The organism is Pseudarthrobacter sp. 05T312 (genome assembly GCF_056396685.1).
This window is the reverse complement of the sequence record NZ_JBFTLY010000011.1, coordinates 110,719-133,207: the sequence shown is the minus strand read 5'-3', so window position 1 is coordinate 133,207 and position 22,489 is coordinate 110,719. Positions and strand designations below refer to the sequence as shown.

The window sequence follows — 22,489 nt, the reverse complement described above, 5'->3', positions numbered from 1 at the left end:
CACCAGTGTCCGGGGGGAAATACTATGTTGGCAGCGGAAGAGCAGGCATTCATCATCTGCATTCCCAGCATTCGGGGCGGGTCCACCGGTACATCGCGTGCCGCATCAGCGACACGGGCCGTGCCGAGGAGTTGGCGGCCGACGTGTTCCGCATTGCCTGGCAGAAACAACTTCCGGAGCCGCCCGGCATCGGCTGGCTGCTCGCAACGGCCCGTCATGTGCTCGGTAATGAATACAGGGGTCGTCGCCGCCGCCAGGAACTTCTTGACCGCCTGCAGGACGAGGCACGCGGCAACGTCCTGCAGGAGGAAACCGGGGAGAAGGGCCCGGTAGCGGAGGTACTTGGCCGCCTTCGGGAACGGGACCGCGAGATCCTCATGCTCAGTTACTGGGATGACCTGACCCTCCCCGAACTCGGCCAAGCCCTTGAATGTTCCCCTTCAACTGCTGCCGTACGGCTGCACCGTGCACGCCGGGCTTTCGCCAAGGCTGCACCGGCACATCTCATGACCGAACGGAAGGACTAGCCATGGACCGCATTGAGCAGTTGATGAAGGCTGCCAAACCCCGGCCGACGGGCCCGAATGAGGTGGCCGCAGGTGATACGGCCCAGGCCTTGGCGGCTTTTGGGGAAACCGAAGTCATCCGTCCGGCGGCGCGGGCACCGGAACGCGGCCACCAGCGGGGACGGACAGCCGTCCGCACAACTGCTGCGACTGTGCTGGCAGCAGCAGCAGCGGTGGCCGGCGCGGTGTACGTGGGCGGGGCCATGACACAGCGGCCCATGCCCGGGCCCGGCGTGGCGCCCCCGGAGGCAACCGGAAACCCTGCACGGGCCAGCCCGTCGGCCACACCGTCTGCCAGTGACCAACCCACTGCCACCGCGTCATCCTCCGCGGCTCCATCCGGGAGCCCTGCGGCCGGTGGCTTGAGCACGGGCGGTGTGCCCTGCACCATGGACAACGTGGACCTGCAGCGGAGCGACCAGCAGCGCATCATCTTTCCGATTCCCGCAGACCAACAGCATCTCTATACCGTGCTGGGTTGCGCCGGCGGCTGGCTGGCCTTCTCCATCTCGGATGAGGGGGCCAAAGCCCTCCAGCTCGATGGCGGCAACGCCTGGTACCAGATCGCGAAGCTGCAGGACGGCCGGTTCCTGTGCGATTTCCGCCAGCAGACCGCCAGCGTCCTGAACTGGGAGTTCCAGGCACTGAACAATCAAGGCCTCACACCCCAGGAAGCGATGGACCGCGACTTTGCCTCCAAAGGGCTTCCGGTGGAACTCCGGCAGCAACTGGTTGGCGACGGCCCGGCCGCCGGATAGCTTCAGGGCCCGCCGGCAGCTATAGGGTTGTGCACATGGAATCCTCCCAGGTCACCCTCTGTTTCCTGCTCCGCGATGGGGAGAACGGCTCCGAGGTCCTCCTGGGGCTCAAGCAGACCGGGTTCGGCAAAGGCAAAATCGTAGGCATCGGCGGCCATGTGGAACCGGGGGAGTCGCACGCGCAGGCCGTGGTGCGCGAAGTCCTTGAAGAAACCGGGGTGGTGCTGCGGCAGGAAGACCTCCGTGATGCCGGCAGCGTGCACTTTATCTTCCCGTCCCGGCCGGAATGGGACATGAAAACCAGCCTGTTCACTGCCCGCACCTGGGAGGGCGAGCCGGAACCCAGCGACGAGATCCTGCCCGGCTGGTTCCGCGTGGACACCCTTCCCGTGGACCGGATGTGGCAGGACGCGGACCACTGGCTTCCGGTGGTGCTGGAAGGCCGGAGGGTCAACGTGGTGGTCACCATGGCTACAGACAACGAGTCGGTCGCCTCATCCCGCAGCCTCCTGCGCTAGGCGGGCCCCACCAGGCCGTTAAGCGCCGACGGCGGGGCAGGCACCAAAGTGCCTGCCCCGCCGTCGGGCGTTCCTGCCATGCGCTAGGGAAGGTGCCGTTCCTCCACGCCGTTGTATTCGCTCAGCGGCCGGATCAGGGAGTTGGAGTCCAGCTGTTCCATGATGTGCGCGGTCCAGCCGGTGATCCGGCTGGCCACGAACAGGGGAGTGAACGTGGGGGTGTCGAAGCCCATCAGGTGGTAGGTGGGCCCCGCCGGGTAGTCCAGGTTCGGCTTGATGGCCTTGGCTTCATCCATCGCCGTTTCCAGGCCGTTGTACAGCCCCAGCAGTTCGGGGCGGCCGTAGTGGGCAATCATTTTGTCCAGGGCGGCCTTCATGGTGGGGACCCGGGAATCGCCGTGCTTGTAGACGCGGTGGCCGAAGCCCATGACCTTCTTCTTCTGGGCCAGGGCATCCTCCATCCAGGCCTTCGCCCGGGCCGCAGCCTCCTCCAGGGACTCCTCCTGCCGGATGCCGATCTCGTCGAACGTGTGCATCACGGCTTCGTTCGCTCCGCCGTGCAGCGGACCCTTGAGTGCCCCGATGGCTCCGGTCACTGCCGAATGCAGGTCCGAGAGCGTCGAGGTGATGACGCGGGCGGTGAACGTGGACGCGTTGAAGGAGTGCTCGGCGTACAGGATCATCGAGACGTTGAAGGCCTCCACCACCTCAGGTACCTGTTCCTCGCCGAAGGCCATCCACAGGAAGTTCGCCGAATAGCCCAGGTCCTCGCGCGGCTCCACGAGTTCCTGGCCGTGGCGGCGGCGCTGGTCGTAGGCCACCACTGCGGGCATGGCGGCGAACAGGTCAACAGCCTTTGCCATGTTGGCCTCGCGTGAGGAATCCTCTGCCTGCGGGTGCCGGGCGCCCATCACGGAGGCCGCGGTCCGGCAGACATCCATCGGGTGCGAAGTCACCGGCAAGGCGTCGATGACCTGCTTGACCACCGGGTCGAGGGCGCGGCCCGCACGCTCCCTCGCGGTGAACTCCGCCAACTGCTCCGTGGTGGGCAATTCGCCGTTCCAGAGCAGGTAGGCCACTTCCTCGAAGCTGCACCGGGCGGCCAGCTCCTGGACCGGGTAGCCGCGGTAGAGCAGGGAGTTGGTGTCAGGGTTGACCTTGGAGACGGCGGTGTAGTCCACCACGACGCCGGCGAGGCCCTTTTTGATCTCATTTTCAGCCATTGCTGAAACTCCTTTGTTCCTAAAGCCTGGTGTCCGGCAAATGCCGGCGTTCCGGTGTGGTGCCAGGGCGGGATGTCAGGTTCCGGGGATCCGGAAATTGAAGACCCCGGTGTCAAAGTGGTTATAGGCCTCATAGTCAACGAGGTCGTAGAGCCGGGCACGGGTCAGCATGCTTGGAACCTGTGCCTCCTGGGTGCCGTCGGATTTGATCGATTCCAGAGTACGCTCAGCAGCGCCCATGGCACTACGGAGCAGGGTGACCGGATAAATGACCATGTTCACGCCCACGCCGGCCAGTTCGTCCACGGTAAACAGTGCGCTCTTGCCGAACTCAGTCATGTTGGCCAGGATCGGCACGTCCACGGCGTCCCGGATGGCCTTGAACTCGCTGAGGTCCTTCATGGCCTCGGGGAAGATCGCGTCTGCGCCGGCTTCAACCAGGGCTTTGGCCCGCTGCTGCGCCGCCTCCAGCCCATCGGTGGCCCGGATGTCGGTGCGGGCCATGATGAGGAAGTTCGGATCGCGGCGCGCGTCCGCTGCGGCCCGGATCCGCTTGGTGGCGGTATCCAGATCCACCACGTTCTTGCCGTCCAGGTGGCCGCAGCGCTTCGGGTTGAACTGGTCCTCGATGTGGCAGCCGGCCAGGCCGGCGTTTTCCAGTTCCTGCACGGTGCGGGCCACGTTCATCGGTTCCCCGAAGCCGGTGTCGGCGTCAACGATCGAGGGCAGGTCCGTCATGCGGGCGATCTGGCCTGCCCGGGTGGCTACCTCGGTCAGCGTGGTCAGCCCGATGTCCGGCAGGCCGAGGTCGTTGGCCAGGACCGCGCCGGAAATGTAGACCCCGGCAAAGCCCTTCTCCTCGATGAGCCGGGCGGAGAGGGGGCTGAACGCACCCGGGAACTGCTGGATGGTGCCGGAGGTCAGGAGCTCGCGGAAACGGATCCGCTTCTGTTCGGGCGTGGTCTTCGAATACAGCATCAGAAGAGTCCCTTCGGTGCCGCTGCCAGGTCGATGACCCCGGGCGCTGCAGTGATGTTCAACTGGTCCAGCTCGCCGGCGCCCAGTTCGGGGAGGCGTTCGACGGCGGCGAGGAACCTTTCGATTTCCGCCTCCTCCACCAGTCCTGCGGCAAGGGTCCGGAACTTGTTGATGTACTGTTCGCGGGCGAACGGCCGGGCGCCGAGGGGGTGGGCGTCGGCGACGGCGATCTGGTCGGTGATGACAGTGCCGTCCTTGAGGGTGATCTCCACCGAGCCGCCGAAAGCCTTTTCCGCGATGTCCAGAGAGTGGTAGCGCCGGGTCCACTCTGCGTCCTCCACCGTGGCCACCTTGTGCCACAGCTCCACGGTGTCCGGGCGTGCTGCGCGTTCCGGTGCGTAGGAGTCCACGTGGTGCCAGGCGCCGTCCTGCAGGGCGACCGTAAAGATGTAAGGGATGGAGTGGTCCAGGGTTTCCCGGCTGGCGGTGGGGCTGTACTTCTGGGGGTCGTTCGCGCCGGAGCCGATCACGTAGTGGGTGTGGTGGCTGGTCTTGATCAGGACTGATTCGACGTTGGCCGGGTCGGCCACCTCAGGGTGTTCGCGGTGCAGCTTGCGGGCCAGGTCGATCCAGGCCTGCGCCTGGTACTCGGCCGAGTGTTCCTTGGTGTAGGTGTCCATGATGGCGCGCTTGGCTTCGCCGGGGGTGGGAAGCGGGACCATGTAGGACGCGTCCGGACCATCGAGCATCCAGGCGATGACGCCGTCTTCGCCTTCGTAGATCGGCACCGGTGAGGTCTGGCCGCGCATGGCCCGGTCGGCTGATTCGATGGCCATCTTGCCGGCGAATGCCGGGGCGTGGGCCTTCCAGGTGGAGATCTCGCCCTTGCGTGACTGCCGGGTCGCCGTGGTGGTGTGCAGCGCCTGGCCCACTGACTGGAAGATGGTTTCGACGTCGAGGCCCAGCAGGGTGCCGATCCCGGCGGCCGCAGAGGGACCAAGGTGCGCGACGTGGTCGATCTTGTGCTTGTGCAGGCAGATGGCCTTGACCAGGTTGACCTGGATCTCGTAGCCCGTGGCGATGCCGCGCACCAGGTCGTGGCCGCTGGCGCCCACGTGCTGGGCTACGGCAAGGATGGGGGGAATGTTGTCGCCGGGGTGGGAGTACTCGGCGGCCAGGAAGGTGTCGTGGTAGTCGAGTTCGCGGACGGCCACCCCGTTGGCCCAGGCAGCCCATTCCGGTGCCACCCGTTCCTCGATGCCGAACACCTTGGAGCCCTTGCCGCCGGTGCTGGGTCCGTGGGTGAGCGCCTGGGCCCGGGCCGCGACGATCGGGGCGCGGTTCAGGGACGCGATGGCCACCGAGGCGTTGTCGATGATGCGGTTAATCACCATGTCCGTCACTTCGTCGGTGACGGCGACGGGATCTGCCGCCACCTGCGCGATCTTGTAGGCAAGCTGGTCCTCGCGGGGGAGGTTTTCTTCGCTCTTGTAGACGCGGACGTGGTGTTCCTTAACCATGGTGCTCCTTCGGGTGGGATGCGTGGGTCGCTTTGACGTGGGAGAGGCTGCGGTGCAGGTGGACGATCGTTGCCGCCTCGGCGAGGGCCGGGTTGCCGGCGGCGATGGCCTCCGCGATGGCGGCGTGCTCGGCTGCGGCGGCGGTCAGGCGGTTGGCGTCGTCGGCGGCAAGCCGGCGGATTCGGACCAGGTGCACGCGCAGGCTGCGCATGGCCTGGGCCAGGTAGGAGTTGGAGATGGCGGCGTCGATGGCTGTGTCCAGCCTGCCCACCAGTTCGTAGTAGTCATGCAGGGCGGGGTCCCCGCCGTTGATCAGCGCGGGGGCATTGAGGAGTTCGCACTGCAGGCGCTCGAAGGTGGCGGTGTCCCCGCGCCGGGCGGCCAGCGCCGCGGCCTTGCCCTCCAGGGTCTGGCGGAGCTCGAACAGTTCGTCGATGTCCTCCAGGGAGATGTCGGTGACGACGACGCCGCGGCCGCCCGCCGTCGTGAGTCCTTCCGCCGTGAGGCGGCCCAGCGCCTCCCGCAACGGCGTGCGCGACACACCAAGGCGTTCGGACTGTTCCACCTCGGCCAGGACGGTGCCGGGCGCAAGGCGCCATTCGATGATGTCGTCCCGCAGGGCAGCATAGGCCTTGTCGCTGGCTCGCATGGTGCCCTCCTTCCTCGTTGACGACATCAGTGTATACACAGCAGGCTGAATGACGCCAGCATTTTCCACGAATAGCGGGTATAGCTGGAACTCTGTATACAAAACTCTTGTCGGCCGACCCTGTTGGCGTCTACCATGGGCTGCATCACAACGTCGTGGACGGGATACCCTCATGGTCACCAACAGCTACCGGGACAGCTACCGCCGCAGTGTCGAACAGCCCCAGGAATTTTGGCTGGAGGCAGCGCGGAACATTTCCTGGACGTCTCCGCCGGGCCGGGCCCTGGACTCCAGCCGGGCGCCGCTGTACAGCTGGTTCCCCGATGGAGCCCTGAATACCTGCTATAACGCCCTGGACCGGCACGTGGCAGAAGGCCGCGGAGGGCAGGATGCCCTGATCCATGACTCGGCCATGCTGGGAACGCAGCAGCGCTACACGTATGCGGAACTCACGGATCTTGTGGCACGCTTTGCCGGCGTGCTGCGGAGCCACGGCGTCGGCAAGGGCGACCGCGTGGTGATCTACATGCCCATGATCCCGGAAGCCGCCATCGCCATGCTGGCCACCGCCCGCCTGGGCGCGGTTCACTCGGTGGTTTTTGGCGGCTTCGCACCCAAGGAGCTTGCCGCACGGATCCGAGATGCCGCCCCCGCTGCGGTGGTCACCGCATCCGGTGGCATCGAACCGGCCCGGCGCATCGAGTACCTCCCGGCGGTCGCCGAGGCCCTTGCGCTGGCCGGCGCGCCGGACATCCCCGTGCTGGTCAAGGCACGCTACGGCTTCGCAGCTGCGGCTGCGGACCACGCAGGCTGGCTGGACTGGGACACGGCCATGGAATCGGCCCAGCCCGTGGCCCCTGTCGCAGTGCAGGCCACGGACCCGCTCTACATCCTGTACACCTCCGGGACCACCGGGGCGCCCAAGGGAGTGGTCCGTGACAATGGCGGGCACGCCGTCGCCCTGCGCTGGACCATGGAAAACATCTATGACATCGGCCCCGGCGACGTCATGTGGACAGCGTCGGACGTTGGCTGGGTGGTGGGGCACTCCTACATCGTCTATGGGCCGCTGCTGGCCGGGGCCACCACCGTGATGTACGAAGGGAAACCGGTTGGCACGCCCGACGCGGGGGCGTTCTGGCGCGTGGTGCAGGACCATAGGGTCAACGTGCTGTTCACCGCCCCCACGGCACTGCGGGCCATCCGCAAGGCCGATCCCGAAGCAACGCTGCTGCGGGACTACGATGTCTCCAGCCTGCGGACGCTGTTCGCGGCCGGCGAGCGGCTGGACACGGACACGTTCCACTGGGCATCCCGGGTCCTGGGCGTACCCGTGGTGGACCACTGGTGGCAAACCGAGACCGGCTGGGCCATTTGCGCCAATCCGCGTGGACTGGAGCCACTGCCCATCAAGGCCGGCTCCCCAACCGTTCCGATGCCAGGGTTCCGGCTGCAGATCCTCGACGGCGGGGGCGGGGAAGTCGAGCCGGGGATCGAAGGCAACATCGTGCTCGGGCTGCCGTTGCCGCCGGGCACCCTGACCACCCTGTGGGGAAACGACGAACGTTTCATCTCGTCCTACCTCCAGGCTTTCGACGGCTGCTACGCCACGGGCGATTCCGGCTACCGCGATGAGGACGGTTACCTGTTCGTCATGGGCCGTACCGACGACATCATCAACGTTGCCGGCCACCGGCTGTCCACCGGCGCCATGGAACAGGTGATCGGCCAGCACCCCGCCGTCGCAGAGTGCGCCGTGATCGGGCTCGCAGACCCACTCAAGGGCCAGCGCCCCAGCGGCTATGTGGTGCTTAAGTCCGGGGTCGACATCCCCGAAGACGTCCTGGCCAAGGACCTGGTGGCCATGGTCCGGCGGGACATCGGTGCCGTGGCGGACTTCAAGCATGTGACGGTGGTGGACGCCCTGCCCAAGACCCGGTCCGGAAAGATCCTGCGCAAAACCATGCGCCAGATCGCCGACGGCGACGAATACACGGTGCCGTCCACCATCGAGGATCCTGGCGTCATTGACCAGCTGATCGGCGCCCTCCGGGGCGGGACAGAAGCCCGCTGACTTCAGCGCCGGGGAAACCAGGCGTGGAACCCGTCAGCGGGCGGTCCAGCGGTACTCGTTTTCCGGCCGCCCCGGGGTTCCGTAGCGGGCGGTCCGGGAAACCGTGCCGGCGTCGGCCAGATACTCCAGGTAGCGCCGCGCCGTCACCCGGGACATGCCCAGCGAATCCATAACCTCGGTAGCGGACACTGCCTCGGGCTGCCCGCGGAGAAACTCCTGGACGGAGCCGAGGGTCGCGGTGGAAAGGCCCTTCGGGAGCGGAAGTTCCGAGGGCGCCCGGAGGCTGGCGAACGCCTGGTCCACCTCGCTTTGCGAGGCACCGCCCTTGCCGGGACCGTGGCCCGGATCTGCCAGTTGCTGCCGGAACTGGCGGTAGTTCTCCAGCTTGTCGGAGAACGTGGCGAACGTGAACGGCTTGATCAGGTACTGGACCACACCGATGGCAACAGCGCTGCGGACGATTGCCAACTCGCGCACGGCGGTGATGGCGATGATGTCCGCCAGGATCCCCGCCGACCGCATCCGCCGGGCGATGTCCAGGCCATGGAGGTCGGGCAGGTTCATGTCCAGCAGGACCAGTTCCACCGGCTGGCCCGCAGTAACGAATTCATTCAGGAGCCGAAGGGCGGACTGGCCGTCCGGGGCGGTCCCCGCCAGCTCGAAACCTTCCATCCGCCCCACGTAGGCGGCGTGCGCCGCCGAAGCGATGGCCTCGTCTTCGACGACGAGGACCCGGATGCTGCTCACTGTTTGTGCTCCTTCTCCGCGGACACCGCCGCAGGCAGGAATACTTCGAACTTGGCGCCGCGCCGGCCGTCAATGGCCAGCGTACCGCCCAAACGCTGCACCGCCTGCCGGACCAGTGCCAGGCCAATGCCGCGGCCGCCCGTCCCTGCAGGCTTGGTGCTGAATCCGTGCCTGAAGATCTTTTCCGAATCCGCAGGATCGATGGGAGCCCCGGAATCGTTCACGGCGATGTCCAGCCCCTCGTCGTCCGCCTCCAGCGTCAGCACCACCCGCCGCGGTGGCGGCGCATCCGCGGCCGCATCGATGGCGTTGTCCAGCAGGTTTCCCAGGATCGTCACCAGGTCCTGCACGGCAACCCCGGGTGCCGCGCCGGAGCCGAGGGTGGAAACATCCAGCTGGACGCCTCGCTCGTGGGCCTCGGCCACCTTGCCCATGACCAGTGCGCCCACCACGGGTTCGTCAATCGAGCTCACCATGTCGTCCGTCAACTGCTGGCTCAAGGCCAGGTCCTGGGTGGCAAAATCGAGGGCTTCCCCGGTCCGGCCAAGTTCCAGAAGCGAGACCATGGTGTGGAGCCGGTTGGCGTGTTCGTGGGTCTGGGCCCGGAGCGCGTCGGACAGTGTCCGCATGGTCTGCAGTTCGTTGCCAAGGGCCTCGATCTCCGTCCGGTCCCTCAGGGTAGCCACCGTCCCGTAGACCGGAACCTTCCCGCGCGCCCCGGGGGATTCCGGGCCCCGTGCAGGGCCCTGGTTAACCACCAGCACGCGGGAACCGGTCAGCACCATCTCGTCCTTGGTGGTGCGCCCGGAGTCAAACAGGGTGCGCAGTTCGCTGTCCAGGGGGAGGTCCGCCAGCGACGGCGGCCGGGTGGGATCGTTGCTTCCCGTATCGGCCAGGCCAAGGAGTTCGGCAGCCTGGTCGTTGTACATCACCACCCGCTTCCTGGCATCGATAAGGATCAGCCCTTCGCGGACCGAGTGCAGGACCGATTCGTAGTAGGTGAACAGCTGCGCCAACTGTTCGGGCCCCCAGCCGCGCGTGACCCTGCGGAGGTACCGGCCCAGCAGCCAGGACGCAAGGGAACCGCCCACCAGCAAGGCGATGCCGACTGCGAGCAGGACCGGCAGGCGGCCGGTGAAGGCAACATCGACACTGCGGACGGTCACCCCGGCCGCTACCAGGGCCTTGACCGTTCCGGCCGCGTCCTTGACCGGCACAATGGTCCGGACGGAAGGCCCAAGGGTGCCGGCGGTGACTTCGGTGAACGGCCTGCCCTGCAGGGCAACGTCGATTGAACCGATGTACGGCCTCCCCAGCTCTTCATCCCTGGGGTGCGTCCAGCGGGTCCGGTCCGGAGCCATGATGGTGATGAAATCGATGTGGGCGGCGCTGGTGACGTCCTTGGCATAGGGCTGCAGGAGGGCGGACGGGTCCGGCGTGGCCGCGGCCTGGAGCACCAGGGGGTTGGCCGCGATGGAGGCTGCCACACCTTCCATGCGGCGGCCGGCTTCGTCATACGTCCGGTCCCGCGCATCCACGTAGGCCGCAGTTCCCACGATGGCAATGAAGGATACGACGATCAGCAGGTTCGCCAGGAAGAGCCGGCGGGCGATACTCCAGCGGTGGATCATGCTGCCTCCATCTGAACCCCGGGACTACTGCGACCAATATGAACGCAACGGTGAGCTGGATCACGGGGTGCCCAATGATGGATATCACATTGCACGGACGTGTTGAGCCCAGAGACTGCGCCGCAGCGTCTATCAGAATATCCACAAGGAGACACATCATGGCTTCTCAACGAGGAGAGTCGCTCGAGACCGCGACGCCGCGGCGCAAGGGACTGGACAAGTCCCACTACCTCTACATTGCCGTCATCGCCGCCGTCGTCCTCGGCGCGGTGGTGGGCCTGCTCTTCCCGGAGGTTGGCAAGTCGCTCAAGCCCCTGGGTGACGGCTTCGTCAAGCTCATCAAGATGATGATCGCGCCGGTCATCTTCTGCACCATCGTCCTGGGCATCGGCTCCATCGCCAAGGCGGCCACCGTCGGTAAGGTGGGCGGCCTCGCCCTGGGCTACTTCATCATCATGTCCACCTTCGCGCTGGCCATCGGCCTGGTGGTGGGCAACCTGATCCACCCGGGTGAAGGCCTCAAGCTGACGCCCTACGATCCCAACAAGAAGGCCGCCACGGACAGCACCGTGGACTTCCTGATGGGCATCATTCCCAGCGACATTCCGGTGCTGCCCACCCTGCTGGCCGCGATCCTGGTTGGCTTCGCACTGCAGAAGATGGGCGCCCAGGGCACCCCGATCCTCAAGGCCATCGGCCACGCCCAGGCCCTTGTCTTCCGCATCCTGATCATGATCATGTGGCTCGCCCCGGTGGGCGCCTTCGGCGCCATCGCCGCCGTCGTCGGTGCCACCGGCGTCCAGGCCATCGTGAGCATGTTCACCCTGATGATTGCCTTCTACATCACCTGTGCACTGTTCATCGTGGTCATCCTGGGCGGCCTGCTGCAGGTTGTTGCCGGCGTGAACATCTTCAAGCTGATGAAGTACCTGGCCCGCGAATACCTCATCATCTTCTCCACTTCATCCTCCGAAGCGGCGCTGCCCCGCCTGATCGCCAAGATGGAACACCTCGGCGTCTCCAAGCCTGTCGTGGGCGTCACCGTTCCCACGGGCTACTCTTTCAACCTGGACGGCACCGCCATCTACCTGACCATGGCGTCGCTTTTCGTGGCCAACGCCATGGGCACCCCGCTGGACCTCGGCGCCCAGATCTCCCTGCTGGTCTTCATGATCATCGCCTCCAAGGGTGCGGCAGGCGTCACCGGCGCCGGCCTGGCCACCCTCGCAGCCGGCCTGCAGGCACACCGTCCCGAACTGCTCGGGGGAGTGGGCATCATCGTCGGCATCGACCGCTTCATGTCCGAGGCCCGCGCGCTGACCAACTTCACCGGCAACGCTGTGGCCACCGTCCTGGTGGGCACCTGGGTCAAGGAGATCGACGGCGGCCAGGTTGCCCGCGTCCTCTCCGGCGAAGTTCCCTTCGACGAGCAGACCATGATTGCCGGCCACGGCGAGATGGCACCAAAGGAAGAAGGCGCACGGGAAGCAGCCAAGGCCTAGCCCAGGCCATTCAAGAGACCCAAAACCGCCGCCGCAGCCACGCTGCGGGGGCGGTTTTGCGTTGTCCCGGCAACGAACCTTCGACCTCAGCTAGAGGGTCAAGGCTCAACATTCGCGGAAAGTCAAGTTCCGTCGAATACCGTGTCGGGCGCTGTAACCTAGGGAGCAGAACGAACGGCGCTGGTACGCCAGCGGCAGGAAATCACCGTCATCGAAAGTGTGGACAGATACGTGAGCAGCGAACAGGGTTCAGCAACTCTGGAGGGCACGGAATTCGACCTGGAAAACGCGGTGATGGGCCCCACGGGACGCCCATACCGCGAGTTCCCGGAACCTGCGCCGCTGCCCTCCCACGGTCCGGCCCGCGTCATCGCCATGGTCAACCAGAAGGGCGGGGTCGGGAAGACCACCTCCACCATCAACCTGGCCGCCGCGCTCGCCGAGTACGGCCGCCGTGTCCTGCTCGTGGACTTCGACCCCCAGGGCGCGCTGTCCGCGGGCCTCGGCGTCAACCCGCACGAGCTTGACCTCACCGTGTACAACGTCCTGATGGACCGCAAGGTGGACATCCGCGACGCCATCCACCAGACCGGCGTCGAAAACGTCGACCTGCTGCCGGCCAACATCGACCTTTCCGCGGCAGAAGTGCAGCTGGTCAATGAGGTGGCACGCGAACAGGTCCTGGACCGTGCGCTGAAGAAGGTCGAAGACGACTACGACGTCGTCCTTATCGACTGCCAGCCGTCCCTGGGCCTCCTGACCGTCAATGCCCTTACTGCGGCCCACGGCGTCATCATTCCGCTCATCTGCGAGTTCTTCGCACTGCGTGCCGTTGCCCTCCTCGTGGAAACGATCGACAAGGTGCAGGACCGGCTGAACCCGCGGCTGCAGGTGGACGGCGTGCTGGCCACCATGTATGACGCCCGGACCCTGCACAGCCGCGAAGTGATCACCCGGCTGGTGGAGGCGTTCGGTGACAAGGTCTTCGAGACCGTGATCAAGCGGTCCATCAAGTTTGCCGATGCCACCGTGGCTGCCGAGCCCATCACCAGCTACGCCGGAAACCACGTAGGTGCCGACGCTTACCGCCGGCTCGCCAAGGAGCTGATCTCCCGCGGCGGCGCGCCCTAACCACGCTGTGGCCGAATCCAAGCCCGGCTTCGAGGTGCGGCTGGCCAACTTCACGGGTCCGTTTGATCTCCTCCTGGGACTGATTGCCAAGCACCAGCTGGACATCACCGAAGTTGCCATCGCCACGGTTACTGATGAGTTCATCAAGTACATCCGCAAGCTGCAGCAGCTCGGCGAAGAATGGGCGCTGGACGAGGCAAGCGAGTTCCTGGTGATAGCCGCTACCCTCCTTGACCTCAAGGCCGCCCGGCTCCTCCCGGCCGGTGAAGTCGAGGACGACGAGGACATTGCCCTTTTGGAGGCGCGAGACCTGCTCTTTGCCCGGTTGCTCCAGTACAAGGCGTTCAAGCAGGTTGCAGGAATCCTGGGCGAAACCCTGGACCAGGAAGGGCGCCGTTTTCCCCGCCAAGTGGCTCTCGAAGAGCATTTTGCGGCCATGCTTCCCGAACTCGTCTGGAAGCACACACCCCACCAGTTCGCTGCCCTGGCCGAGGCGGCCCTAAGGCCCAAGGCGCCTGCGCAGCCACCGCAAGTGGCGCTCGGCCACCTTCACGGCAGCAACGTCAGCGTCAAGGAACAGGCCGAGGTGCTGGGCCGCCGGCTGCGGGAGGAATCGCCGCTGACCTTCCGCTCCCTGATTGCCGACGCCGGCTCCACCCTGGTGGTGGTGGCCAGGTTCCTGGCCCTCCTGGAACTCTTCCGGGACCGGGCCGTCTCATTCGACCAGCTATCCCCGCTGGCGGACCTCGCCATCCACTGGACGGCGGACTGCCCGGACTGGTCGGCGGAAAACCTAAGCGAAGAATTCGAGGAGCAACTGTGAACCCGTCGCAGGATGCACAGCAGGACGACACCGGCCACGCGGAGGACTTCGCCCACCTTCCCGGCGGGGCCAAGGCTGCCCTGGAAGCGGTCCTCATGGTTCTGGACGAGCCGGCCACTGAGGAGGAGCTCGCCGCCGGGGTAGGGCTGACGGTCAATGCGGTCCGCTCCCTGCTGGCAGAACTGGAGCGCGAGTATAACGGCTATACTGTTAAAGCCCCGGAGGTGGAGAGTGCCAGCAGCGCTGGCATCGGATCCAGTCCCCGGGGTTTTGAATTGCGGAACATCGCCGGTGGCTGGCGCATCTACTCCCGCGCGGAATTTGCCGACATTGTGGGCAAGTATGTGCTTGAGGGGCAGACTGCCAGGCTAACCCAGGCGGCATTGGAAACACTGGCAGTCATCGCGTACCGCCAGCCCGTTTCCCGGGCGCGCGTGTCTGCAATTCGCGGGGTCAATGTTGACTCTGTCGTACGGACGCTGGCCCAACGCGGGCTGATCGAGGACGCGGGAACCGATCCCGAGTCCGGCGCAATCCTCTACCGGACTACCTCGTATTTCCTCGAACGGATGGGGATCAGTTCAGTGGGGGACCTGCCCCAACTGTCGCCGCACCTACCGGGGCTCGACGGGATCGCAGAGTTCTACGACGCCGAGACGATGTAGGCAGGACAACCCCTGCCCGCACCAGTCCATCCAGCAAGGGTTATTTATCAGGGCAGACGAAGTCTGCGCGGCTGGCTAAGGTTGTCTTTGGACATCTCAGCCGGCCAAAAACATATTGAAGGACGGGTCATGACACAGGCGGGACGCCAGGGTTCACCACGTAACGGTTCGGGACGCAGCGGGAACGAACGCAACAGTTCTCAGCGCCCGGCACAGGGCGGCAGCTTCAGCGGGGGCTCCCGCGGCGGAGCAGGCAAACGTGCCTCAGGATTCGGCGGCGACCGCCCGCACCGCGCGCCCAAGCCGCGCGAAGAGCGCTTCGTCGATCCCGACCTGGCAGGGGACCAGCAGGGACGCGGAGCCGAGGCTGCCCGGGGCGCCAAGCCGTCGTCACGCAAGCCCGCTGCCCGCAAGCCCGGTGCCAAGAAGGCTCCCGGCACGCCGGGTGCCCCCAAGCCCAAACCTCGTACCGGCGCTCCCGGTGCAGCCGCTTCGCGTGCCTTCGGCAGCGAACGCTTCGGCCAGAACCTGGGGCCGGTCCGCAAGCCCGCCCGGAAGAAGGGCCCCCGGGGCAACGTTCCCCAGTCCGAACTCCACGATGCCGACGGTGTGCGCCTCCAGAAGGTCATGGCCTCTGCAGGAGTCGCCTCCCGGCGCGTCTGCGAGGAGATGATCGCTGAGGGCCGCGTGGAAGTCGACGGCCAGGTGGTTACCGAACTCGGTGTCCGCGTGGACCCCAAGACTGCCGTCATCCACGTTGACGGGCTGCGGATCCAGCTGGACGAAAACCTGGTCTACATGGTGTTCAACAAGCCCAAGGGCGTGGTGTCCACCATGGAGGACCCCGAGGGCCGGCCCTGCATCAGCGATTTCCTGAAGAACAACAAGAACACCGGCGAACGCCTGTTCCACGTCGGCCGCCTGGACGTCGCCACCGAGGGCCTGCTGCTCTTGACTAACGACGGCGAGCTCGCCAACCGCCTGACACACCCGTCCTACGAGGTTCCCAAGACCTACCTGGTGCAGGTCCGCGGGCCGTTCCCGCAGGGCATCGGCGCCCAGCTGAAGGCCGGCGTCGAACTCGAAGACGGGTTCGCTTCGGTGGATTCCTTCCGCCTGGTGGACTCCACCCCGGGCCACGTGCTGATCGAGGTTGTGCTCCACTCCGGCAAGAACCGCATTGTCCGGCGCCTGTTCGACGCCGTGGGCTTCCCGGTCCAGCGGCTGGTCCGCGTCAAGGTGGGCCCCATCGGGCTCGGCGACCAGCGCCAGGGCAGCATCCGCAACCTGGGCAAGCAGGAAGTCGGCCACCTGCTGGCATCCGTAGGGCTCTGAGGCATGTCCGCGTTCAAGAGCCAGGGCCGCGGCCACCTGGACGGCCCGGTGGTGGTCATCGGGACCGGGCTGCTGGGCACCAGCATCGGACTGGGCCTGCGGGGGCGCGGCGTGCCCGTGTTCCTCTCGGACCCGTCGCCCACCAACCAGGCGGTGGCCGTGGACATCGGTGCCGGCAGCCCGCTGCCTGAACTCGGTGATACGTCACCGCAGCTGGTTGTGGTGGCCGCTCCGCCGGACGTCACAGCCGACGTCGTCCTCGCCGCGCTGTCCACCTACCCGGACGCCGTGGTGATCGACATCGCCAGCGTGAAGGCGGACATCCTTGCCCGGCTCCGCGAATCCGGCGTCGACCTGTCCCGCTACGTGGGGACGCACCCCATGGCGGGACGCGAAAAGTCCGGCCCGGTGGCTGCACGCGGTGAGCTCTTCACCTCCATGCCCTGGGTGCTCTGCCCGTCCGAGGAAACGTCCGGCGCCGCCCTCCAGGTGGCCCGCTCGCTTGCCTCGGACCTGGGAGCCGTCGTCTCGCAGTTCACCGCCGATGAGCACGATGAAGCCGTGGCGCTGGTCTCGCACCTGCCGCAGGTCATGTCCTCACTGCTGGCCAGCCGGCTGCAGGGAACTCCGCTGCACGCGTTGTCCCTGGCGGGCAATGGGCTGCGCGACGTCACCAGGATCGCAGCTAGCGACCCCACCCTGTGGGTCCAGATCCTCGGCGGCAACGCGGCCAAGGTGGTGGAGATCCTCTACGGTGTCCGGGACGACCTGAACCGGCTGATCGGCACCCTGGAGAACCCCGCGGCGCCCGGCGCCAGGCTGGACCTCGCCCAGCTCATCAGCGAGGGGAACGCCGGACAGGCGCGCATCCCCGGGAAACACGGCGGGCCCCCGCAGGCCTACGCGTGGCTCACCGTCCTGGTGGACGACAAGCCCGGCCAGATCGCACAGCTGCTCACCGAGATCGGCGAGATCGGCGTCAACCTGGAGGACATGCGCCTGGACCACTCGTCGGGCCAAAACGTAGGTATGGTTGAAATCTCCGTGTTGCCGAACAAGCACGACCACTTGATCGAAGCCCTTAACGACCGCGGATGGCGGGTACTTCAGTAATGACACAGGAACTCCTCGAATCCATGCGCGCCCTGCGCATCGGCCGCCCGCTGGTGGTGGCCATCGACGGGCCGTCCGGCTCCGGAAAGTCCAGCGTGAGCAAGGAAGTGGCCCGCAGGCTCCGGCTGGCCTACCTGGACACCGGTGCCATGTACCGGGCCCTGACCTGGTACTGCGTCACCGAAGGCATCGACCTCGAGGACGGTGCTGCCGTGGAGCAGGCATCCCGGGACTTTGTCCTTGAACTGAGCACCAGCCCGCTGGAGGAATATGTCCGGGTGGATGGAGTGGACGTCACGGACGCCATTCGGGAGCCGGCCATCTCAGCCGCCGTCAGTGCCGTCGCCACCACCCTGGGCGCACGGACGGAGCTGATCCGTCGGCAGCGGGACCTGATCGAAAAGCACCACCGCCGGATGGTGGTGGAAGGCAGGGACATCACCACCGTCGTCGCGCCCGGGGCCGAGGTGCGCATGCTCCTCACCGCCAGCGAGGAAGCCCGGCTGCGCCGGCGCGGCCTCCAGCTGGGCGGGACGCAGGACGCCGAGCAGCTGGCTGCCCAGGTCACGCACCGGGACGCCAAGGACTCCACGGTAGTGAACTTCACGCAGGCCGCCTCCGGTGTGGTAACGCTGGACTCCTCGGATCTGGACTTCGAACAGACCGTGGATGCTGCCCTCGTGATTGTCACCAAGGTCCTCAACCGTGACTGACGCATGCGCGGGCCTGCCCTCCGGGCTGACCATGGCCTGGAGCAGGCCGGTGGGATGGATCCTCGACCACTTGGTCTACCGGACCACCGTGACCGGCAGGACCAACGTGCCCACGGGCGGCCCGGTGATCTTCGCCGGCAACCACATCAGCTTCCTCGACGGGCCGGTGATGTTTGGCGCCGCTCCGCGCCCCATGCACATCCTGGTTAAACAGGAGATGTTCAAGGGTTTCCTGGGCCGGGTCCTGACCGCGTCCGGGCAGCTGCCCGTGGATCGCCGCGGTGACCGTGCCGCGCTGCAGCGCTGTAAGGACGTGCTCGACGCCGGGCGCTGCGTTGGGATTCTCCCGGAAGGGACGCGGGGGAGCGGCGCAGCCTCGGACATCAACGGCGGAGTGGCGTGGCTGGCGCTGAACTCCGGGGCGCCGGTGGTGCCGGTAGCCATCCTGGGCACCCGGCAGGGCGAGGAGCACCTGGACTTCGTTCCACGGCCCGGACGCCGCTTCCACGTCAGCTTCGGGGCGGCCCTTACCCTGGCCCGCCGCGCCGGCGAAACCGGCCGTGCTTCAATGGACAGGGCCGCGCAGGACATCCGTGCAGCGCTGGCAGGGCACGTCCAGGACACCATTCAACTCAGCGGACAGCCCTTGCCGTCCGCTGGACACCAAGACTTGACAGCAGTAGCCGGGGACGCCGGCAGATGACCACTAAGGACAGTGCAATGAGCGACACCACCCAGGCTACCGGGCACTCCGGCGCCGACGACGAATACACCCCCACCGGCACCGACCAGGTTGCCGAACGCCTGGAAGCGATCGGGGACGACGAAGCGGAGCTTCGTGCCGCCTCGCTCCGCGCCGGCCTGGAAGACTACGAGCTTGACGAGGACGACGCAGCCCTGCTGAGCGGCGAGTACGGCGACGAGGACCTCGAAGGCCCCCTTAAGCTGGACCCCGTCCTGGCCATCATCGGCCGTCCCAACGTGGGCAAGTCCACGCTGGTGAACCGCATCCTGGGCCGCCGCGAAGCAGTGGTTGAGGATACCCCCGGCGTCACCCGCGACCGCGTGATGTACTCCGCGAACTGGAATGGCCGCAACTTCACCCTGGTGGACACCGGGGGATGGGAGCACGACGCCCGCGGCATCCACGCCAGGGTTGCCGAGCAGGCTGAGATGGCCGTGGAGCTCGCCGACGCCGTCCTTTTCGTGGTGGACTCCGCCGTCGGCGCCACCGCCACGGACGAAGGCGTCATGAAGATGCTGCGCCGCAGCAAGAAGCCGGTCATCATGGTGGCCAACAAAGTGGACGACTTTGCCCAGGAAGCCGACAGCGCAGCACTCTGGGGCCTTGGCTTCGGCGAGCCCTACCCGGTGTCAGCCCTGCACGGCCGCGGCGTGGCCGACCTCCTGGACCACGTCATGGACGTCCTGCCCGAGTTCTCCACCGTCGAGGGCGTGGAACGCTCCGGCGGTCCGCGGCGCATCGCCCTGATCGGACGCCCGAACGTGGGCAAGTCCTCGCTCCTGAACAAGCTCGCAGGCTCTGAACGAGTGGTGGTGGACAACACCGCCGGCACCACCCGAGACCCCGTGGACGAATTCATCGAGCTCGGTGGCCGCACCTGGCGTTTCGTGGACACCGCCGGCATCCGCCGCCGCCAGCACATGGCGCAGGGCGCGGACTACTACGCCTCCCTCCGGACGCAGGCCGCGCTCGAGAAGGCGGAAGTCGCCGTCGTGCTCCTTGCCGTCGATGAGGTCCTCAGCGAACAGGACGTCCGCATCCTCCAGCTGGCCATCGAATCCGGCCGCGCCCTTGTCCTGGCCTTCAACAAGTGGGACCTCCTGGACGACGAACGCCGCCGCTACCTGGAACGGGAAATCGAACAGGACCTGGCCCACGTCGACTGGGCGCCGCGGGTCAACATCTCGGCAAAGACCGGCTGGCACAAGGACCGCCTGGTCCCGGCCCTGGACCTGGCCCTGGAGAACTGGGACCGGCGCATCCCCACCGGGCGCCTCAACGCCTTCCTGGGCGAGCTCGTTGCCGCACACCCGCACCCGGTCCGCGGCGGCAAGCAGCCCCGCATCCTCTTCGGCACCCAGGCCTCCAGCCGTCCGCCGAAGTTCGTGCTGTTCACCACCGGATTCCTGGATCCCGGGTACCGCCGGTTCATCACGCGGCGCCTTCGCGAGACCTTCGGATTCGAGGGCACGCCCATCGAGGTGAGCATGCGCGTCCGCGAGAAGCGTGGCCGCAAGCGTTAATTGCGACACACCTTGGGGCTGATCACCGGAAAGTGTCACTGGCACCCCTCCGGATCGTGTAAGCTCTTCTAGGTGGTTCGGCCGGACTGCTGATGAAAACCTTCGGGTTTGGGTTCAGCGGAGAACGGCGGAACCAGCGGGCTGTAGCGCAGCTTGGTAGCGCACTTGACTGGGGGTCAAGGGGTCGCAGGTTCAAATCCTGTCAGCCCGACCAGAGAGCGGAAGGCGCCGGAGAATTTCTCCGGTGCCTTCCGCTTTTTTGGGTTCTGCGGGCATTTTCGGCCCGCGCACCTTCCCATGGACAAATCAGCCCGGGGGCCCGGGGTGATTTGTCCGGACGGGGGTGTTCTGCGCTCTTCCGGGTCCGTGGTCTATACAGCTAGCCGAGGGCGGCGTCGAGGGTGACGAAGCCATAGCCGGCCGCCCGCAGCTGGGAGATCACCTGCGGGAGGGCCCCGGCGTCGAGCGTTGAGCCGTCGTCGGGGTTGGAACCGAGGTGCATCAGGACGATCTCCCCGGGCTGCGCGGATGCCATGACACGCTGGACGACGAAGCCGGGTCCGCGCGTTCCACCCAGGGTGCCCTGCCAGCCAAGCGTGTCAACGGTCCACCGGACCGCTGCGTAGCCGGCGGCGTTGACGGAGGCAATCGTGCGGGAATCGCGGGCGCCGAACGGGAAGCGGAAGAACGGGAGCGGGTCGCCACCCGCAGCCTCGATGCTCCTCTGCGCGCCGCTGATTTCGCCCGCAATCTGGGCGTCGGTCAGGGTGGTGAAGTCAGGGTGGGTCATGGAGTGGTTGCCGATCCTGTGTCCCGCGTTGTAGATCAGCGCCGGGTCGGAGGGAAACTGGTCGACCCAGTCTCCGGTAAGGAAGAACGTGCCCGGGACGCCGTTCGCTGCGAGGGTAGCGAGGATCGATCGGAGGCCGGCGTCGTTCGCGCCGGCGTCGAAGGTGAGCGCCACAATCTTCTGCGTGGTCGGAAGTCGCTCGAGATCCACGCCCAGGAGCGACGGCGGGACGCTGGCATAGATAACCTCGGTCCTGCCGCTGTCCGCGTGCCACAGGATCGAGCCGTGCTGGAAGTCGTTGCGGCGCCCGCCCGTAATGCCATACTCTCCGCTGGTCGGGTAGCCGAGCCTGCTGCGTTCCCAACCGAGGGCCGCCCACTGGGCGCGGATGGCTCCGTACACCTCGTGGGCCCCAGTGGTGGGCGACCAATAAATCGACGAACCGGCGGACGTGCCGCTGAAGTGGTTGTACCGGCCCACCCCGTCGGGGGCGCCGGCCTCATCCGTCACGGGGAATCCGAGCGCGCCCGACGGTCCGCCAAGCTCGAGATAGCGTCCGCGGACCGCGCCGTGTACCTCATGTGCTCCCGTGGCCGCGCTCCAGTAGATGGTGCCGCGGGCGAAGTCGTTGTACCGGCCGGCGGCGCCGGGAGTGGCCGTCTCATCGGTGAGCGGGAAGCCCAGGTAGCCGCCGGGTCCGCCGAATGCGAGGTACTCGCCGCGGATTGCGCCGTGCACTTCATGTGCTCCGGTGGCGGGGCTCCAGTAGATGGTGCCGCGGGCGAAGTCGTTGTACTGTCCGGCGGCGCCGGGAGTGGTGGATTCGTCGGTGAGCGGGAAGCCCAGATAGCCGCCCGGTCCGCCCAGTGCCAGATAGCATCCGCGGACCGCGCCGTGCACTTCGTGTGCTCCGGTGGCGGGGCTCCAGTAGATGCTGCCGCGGGCAAAGTCGTTGTACTGGCCCGCCGCTCCGGGAGTGGTGGTCTCATCCGTTAAGGGGAAGCCAAAGAACCCGGCGGGACCGCCCAGTGCCAGGTAGCGTCCGCGGATTGCGCCGTGCACTTCGTGTGCTCCGGTGGCGGGGCTCCAGTAGATCGTGCCGGCCGTGTAGTCCTGGGCACGACCTCCTGCGATGTCGTAGGTGCTGCCGAGTGGCGTGCCGAGGAATGATGCGCCGCCGCCAAGTTGTTCATAATGCTGGCTGATGGCGTCGTCGCCAACCTGCAGGACCGCCATCGACGCCGGAATGCTCTGGTGCGTGGCTGCCGCTGACGCCCCGGCCACGGGCGGACCCAGGGCTGTACCCCCTAGCCCACCGCCGAGGGCGAGGACCAAGGCCATTCCGAGGACGGCGGGTCGAGACCTGCGCATTGTGGCCCCTTCGTGCTGATCGAGACTTGCGAGCCTTAATCAAGACGCTACGCCCGGGAGACTTGCGCGGGCAGGACCGGAAGTCCCGAATTTTCCCGCGCGGCCACGGGCCAT

General features: G+C 66.7%; 19 protein-coding genes, 1 tRNA gene and 1 pseudogene. 14 read left to right on the top strand and 7 right to left on the bottom strand.

Annotated features, from left to right (window positions below; genetic code table 11):
* The first annotated feature begins 5 nt into the window (after positions 1 to 5).
* The 3 genes from AC1DIP_RS14865 to AC1DIP_RS14855 are packed head-to-tail and all read left to right on the top strand — an operon-like array spanning position 6 to position 1,842.
* Positions 6 to 527 (top strand): RNA polymerase sigma factor, encoded by a 522-nt coding sequence (locus AC1DIP_RS14865; RefSeq protein WP_477734178.1) that lies wholly within the window; start codon positions 6 to 8, stop codon positions 525 to 527.
* Positions 528 to 529: 2 nt separating this feature from the next.
* A complete protein-coding gene (locus tag AC1DIP_RS14860; protein ID WP_477734177.1) occupies positions 530 to 1,324 on the top strand; it encodes a hypothetical protein in 795 nt (264 codons plus the stop codon).
* 35 nt (positions 1,325 to 1,359) lie between these two features.
* On the top strand, positions 1,360 to 1,842 hold the full coding sequence (locus AC1DIP_RS14855) for an 8-oxo-dGTP diphosphatase (RefSeq protein ID WP_477734176.1): 483 nt from the start codon (positions 1,360 to 1,362) through the stop codon (positions 1,840 to 1,842).
* Positions 1,843 to 1,925: 83 nt separating this feature from the next.
* On the opposite strand, the gene AC1DIP_RS14850 is transcribed toward AC1DIP_RS14855, so the two are convergent.
* The 4 genes from AC1DIP_RS14850 to AC1DIP_RS14835 all read right to left on the bottom strand — a co-directional run bounded on the left by AC1DIP_RS14850 (position 1,926) and on the right by AC1DIP_RS14835 (position 6,212).
* Positions 1,926 to 3,065, bottom strand: coding sequence for a bifunctional 2-methylcitrate synthase/citrate synthase (locus tag AC1DIP_RS14850; protein ID WP_477734175.1), 1,140 nt, complete (start codon positions 3,063 to 3,065; stop codon positions 1,926 to 1,928).
* Between the two features lie 75 nt (positions 3,066 to 3,140).
* Complete coding sequence (gene prpB / locus AC1DIP_RS14845; protein WP_477734174.1) at positions 3,141 to 4,043, bottom strand: methylisocitrate lyase; 903 nt, start codon at positions 4,041 to 4,043, stop codon at positions 3,141 to 3,143.
* A complete protein-coding gene (locus tag AC1DIP_RS14840) occupies positions 4,043 to 5,563 on the bottom strand; it encodes an MmgE/PrpD family protein (protein WP_477734173.1) in 1,521 nt (506 codons plus the stop codon). The genes prpB and AC1DIP_RS14840 overlap by 1 nt, the downstream gene beginning before the upstream one ends.
* Complete coding sequence (locus AC1DIP_RS14835; protein ID WP_141181213.1) at positions 5,556 to 6,212, bottom strand: GntR family transcriptional regulator; 657 nt, start codon at positions 6,210 to 6,212, stop codon at positions 5,556 to 5,558. Before AC1DIP_RS14835 ends, AC1DIP_RS14840 begins: the two co-directional genes overlap by 8 nt.
* Positions 6,213 to 6,384: 172 nt before the next feature.
* On the opposite strand from AC1DIP_RS14835, the gene AC1DIP_RS14830 reads away from it, so the two are divergent.
* Positions 6,385 to 8,286, top strand: a complete 1,902-nt coding sequence (locus AC1DIP_RS14830) for a propionyl-CoA synthetase (protein WP_477734172.1) — start codon at positions 6,385 to 6,387, stop codon at positions 8,284 to 8,286.
* 33 nt (positions 8,287 to 8,319) lie between these two features.
* On the opposite strand, the gene AC1DIP_RS14825 is transcribed toward AC1DIP_RS14830, so the two are convergent.
* Both AC1DIP_RS14825 and AC1DIP_RS14820 read right to left on the bottom strand, forming a co-directional pair.
* Entirely contained in the window at positions 8,320 to 9,033 is a 714-nt protein-coding gene (locus AC1DIP_RS14825; RefSeq protein WP_477734171.1) for a response regulator, read from the bottom strand.
* Positions 9,030 to 10,664 (bottom strand): ATP-binding protein, encoded by a 1,635-nt coding sequence (locus tag AC1DIP_RS14820; RefSeq protein WP_476210473.1) that lies wholly within the window; start codon positions 10,662 to 10,664, stop codon positions 9,030 to 9,032. The genes AC1DIP_RS14825 and AC1DIP_RS14820 overlap by 4 nt, the downstream gene beginning before the upstream one ends.
* 158 nt (positions 10,665 to 10,822) lie before the next feature.
* Between AC1DIP_RS14820 and AC1DIP_RS14815 the strand changes: the two genes are divergently transcribed.
* From AC1DIP_RS14815 to AC1DIP_RS14770, 10 genes and pseudogenes are all read left to right on the top strand, one after another.
* Positions 10,823 to 12,166, top strand: a complete 1,344-nt coding sequence (locus AC1DIP_RS14815) for a cation:dicarboxylate symporter family transporter (RefSeq protein WP_476210474.1) — start codon at positions 10,823 to 10,825, stop codon at positions 12,164 to 12,166.
* 231 nt (positions 12,167 to 12,397) lie between these two features.
* On the top strand, positions 12,398 to 13,297 hold the full coding sequence (locus tag AC1DIP_RS14810) for a ParA family protein (protein WP_056331794.1): 900 nt from the start codon (positions 12,398 to 12,400) through the stop codon (positions 13,295 to 13,297).
* Between the two features lie 7 nt (positions 13,298 to 13,304).
* Positions 13,305 to 14,120, top strand: a complete 816-nt coding sequence (locus tag AC1DIP_RS14805; protein WP_477734170.1) for a segregation and condensation protein A — start codon at positions 13,305 to 13,307, stop codon at positions 14,118 to 14,120.
* Positions 14,117 to 14,785, top strand: a complete 669-nt coding sequence (gene scpB, locus AC1DIP_RS14800; RefSeq protein ID WP_476210477.1) for an SMC-Scp complex subunit ScpB — start codon at positions 14,117 to 14,119, stop codon at positions 14,783 to 14,785. Before AC1DIP_RS14805 ends, scpB begins: the two co-directional genes overlap by 4 nt.
* Positions 14,786 to 14,914: 129 nt before the next feature.
* Positions 14,915 to 16,120 carry a pseudouridine synthase gene (locus tag AC1DIP_RS14795; RefSeq protein WP_476210478.1) on the top strand — a complete coding sequence of 402 codons (1,206 nt, stop codon included), beginning with the start codon at positions 14,915 to 14,917 and terminating at the stop codon, positions 16,118 to 16,120.
* 3 nt (positions 16,121 to 16,123) lie between these two features.
* The gene (locus AC1DIP_RS14790) at positions 16,124 to 17,233 is read left to right on the top strand and encodes a prephenate dehydrogenase (protein WP_476210480.1); all 1,110 of its coding nucleotides are present in this window, start codon (positions 16,124 to 16,126) and stop codon (positions 17,231 to 17,233) included.
* Positions 17,233 to 17,946 carry a (d)CMP kinase gene (gene cmk, locus AC1DIP_RS14785; RefSeq protein WP_476210482.1) on the top strand — a complete coding sequence of 238 codons (714 nt, stop codon included), beginning with the start codon at positions 17,233 to 17,235 and terminating at the stop codon, positions 17,944 to 17,946. The genes AC1DIP_RS14790 and cmk overlap by 1 nt, the downstream gene beginning before the upstream one ends.
* Positions 17,947 to 17,977: 31 nt before the next feature.
* Positions 17,978 to 18,656: pseudogene (locus AC1DIP_RS14780) on the top strand (lysophospholipid acyltransferase family protein).
* 10 nt (positions 18,657 to 18,666) lie between these two features.
* Entirely contained in the window at positions 18,667 to 20,214 is a 1,548-nt protein-coding gene (der, locus tag AC1DIP_RS14775) for a ribosome biogenesis GTPase Der (protein ID WP_477734169.1), read from the top strand.
* Between the two features lie 137 nt (positions 20,215 to 20,351).
* Positions 20,352 to 20,428, top strand: a tRNA-Pro gene (locus AC1DIP_RS14770).
* A 165-nt stretch (positions 20,429 to 20,593) separates the two neighbouring features.
* Here AC1DIP_RS14770 and AC1DIP_RS14765 read toward each other — a convergent pair.
* A complete protein-coding gene (locus tag AC1DIP_RS14765; protein ID WP_477734168.1) occupies positions 20,594 to 22,375 on the bottom strand; it encodes a polysaccharide deacetylase family protein in 1,782 nt (593 codons plus the stop codon).
* Positions 22,376 to 22,489: the final 114 nt, after the last annotated feature.

Coding starts and splice junctions, on each gene's coding strand:
- AC1DIP_RS14835 (WP_141181213.1), bottom strand. CDS start 6,212: ATGCGAGCCAGCGACAAGGCCTATGCTGCCCTGCGGGACGACATCATC.
- prpB (WP_477734174.1), bottom strand. CDS start 4,043: ATGCTGTATTCGAAGACCACGCCCGAACAGAAGCGGATCCGTTTCCGC.
- AC1DIP_RS14790 (WP_476210480.1), top strand. CDS start 16,124: ATGTCCGCGTTCAAGAGCCAGGGCCGCGGCCACCTGGACGGCCCGGTG.
- AC1DIP_RS14830 (WP_477734172.1), top strand. CDS start 6,385: ATGGTCACCAACAGCTACCGGGACAGCTACCGCCGCAGTGTCGAACAG.
- AC1DIP_RS14765 (WP_477734168.1), bottom strand. CDS start 22,375: ATGCGCAGGTCTCGACCCGCCGTCCTCGGAATGGCCTTGGTCCTCGCC.
- der (WP_477734169.1), top strand. CDS start 18,667: ATGAGCGACACCACCCAGGCTACCGGGCACTCCGGCGCCGACGACGAA.
- AC1DIP_RS14820 (WP_476210473.1), bottom strand. CDS start 10,664: ATGATCCACCGCTGGAGTATCGCCCGCCGGCTCTTCCTGGCGAACCTG.
- AC1DIP_RS14840 (WP_477734173.1), bottom strand. CDS start 5,563: ATGGTTAAGGAACACCACGTCCGCGTCTACAAGAGCGAAGAAAACCTC.
- cmk (WP_476210482.1), top strand. CDS start 17,233: ATGACACAGGAACTCCTCGAATCCATGCGCGCCCTGCGCATCGGCCGC.
- AC1DIP_RS14850 (WP_477734175.1), bottom strand. CDS start 3,065: ATGGCTGAAAATGAGATCAAAAAGGGCCTCGCCGGCGTCGTGGTGGAC.
- AC1DIP_RS14860 (WP_477734177.1), top strand. CDS start 530: ATGGACCGCATTGAGCAGTTGATGAAGGCTGCCAAACCCCGGCCGACG.
- AC1DIP_RS14815 (WP_476210474.1), top strand. CDS start 10,823: ATGGCTTCTCAACGAGGAGAGTCGCTCGAGACCGCGACGCCGCGGCGC.
- AC1DIP_RS14855 (WP_477734176.1), top strand. CDS start 1,360: ATGGAATCCTCCCAGGTCACCCTCTGTTTCCTGCTCCGCGATGGGGAG.
- AC1DIP_RS14795 (WP_476210478.1), top strand. CDS start 14,915: ATGACACAGGCGGGACGCCAGGGTTCACCACGTAACGGTTCGGGACGC.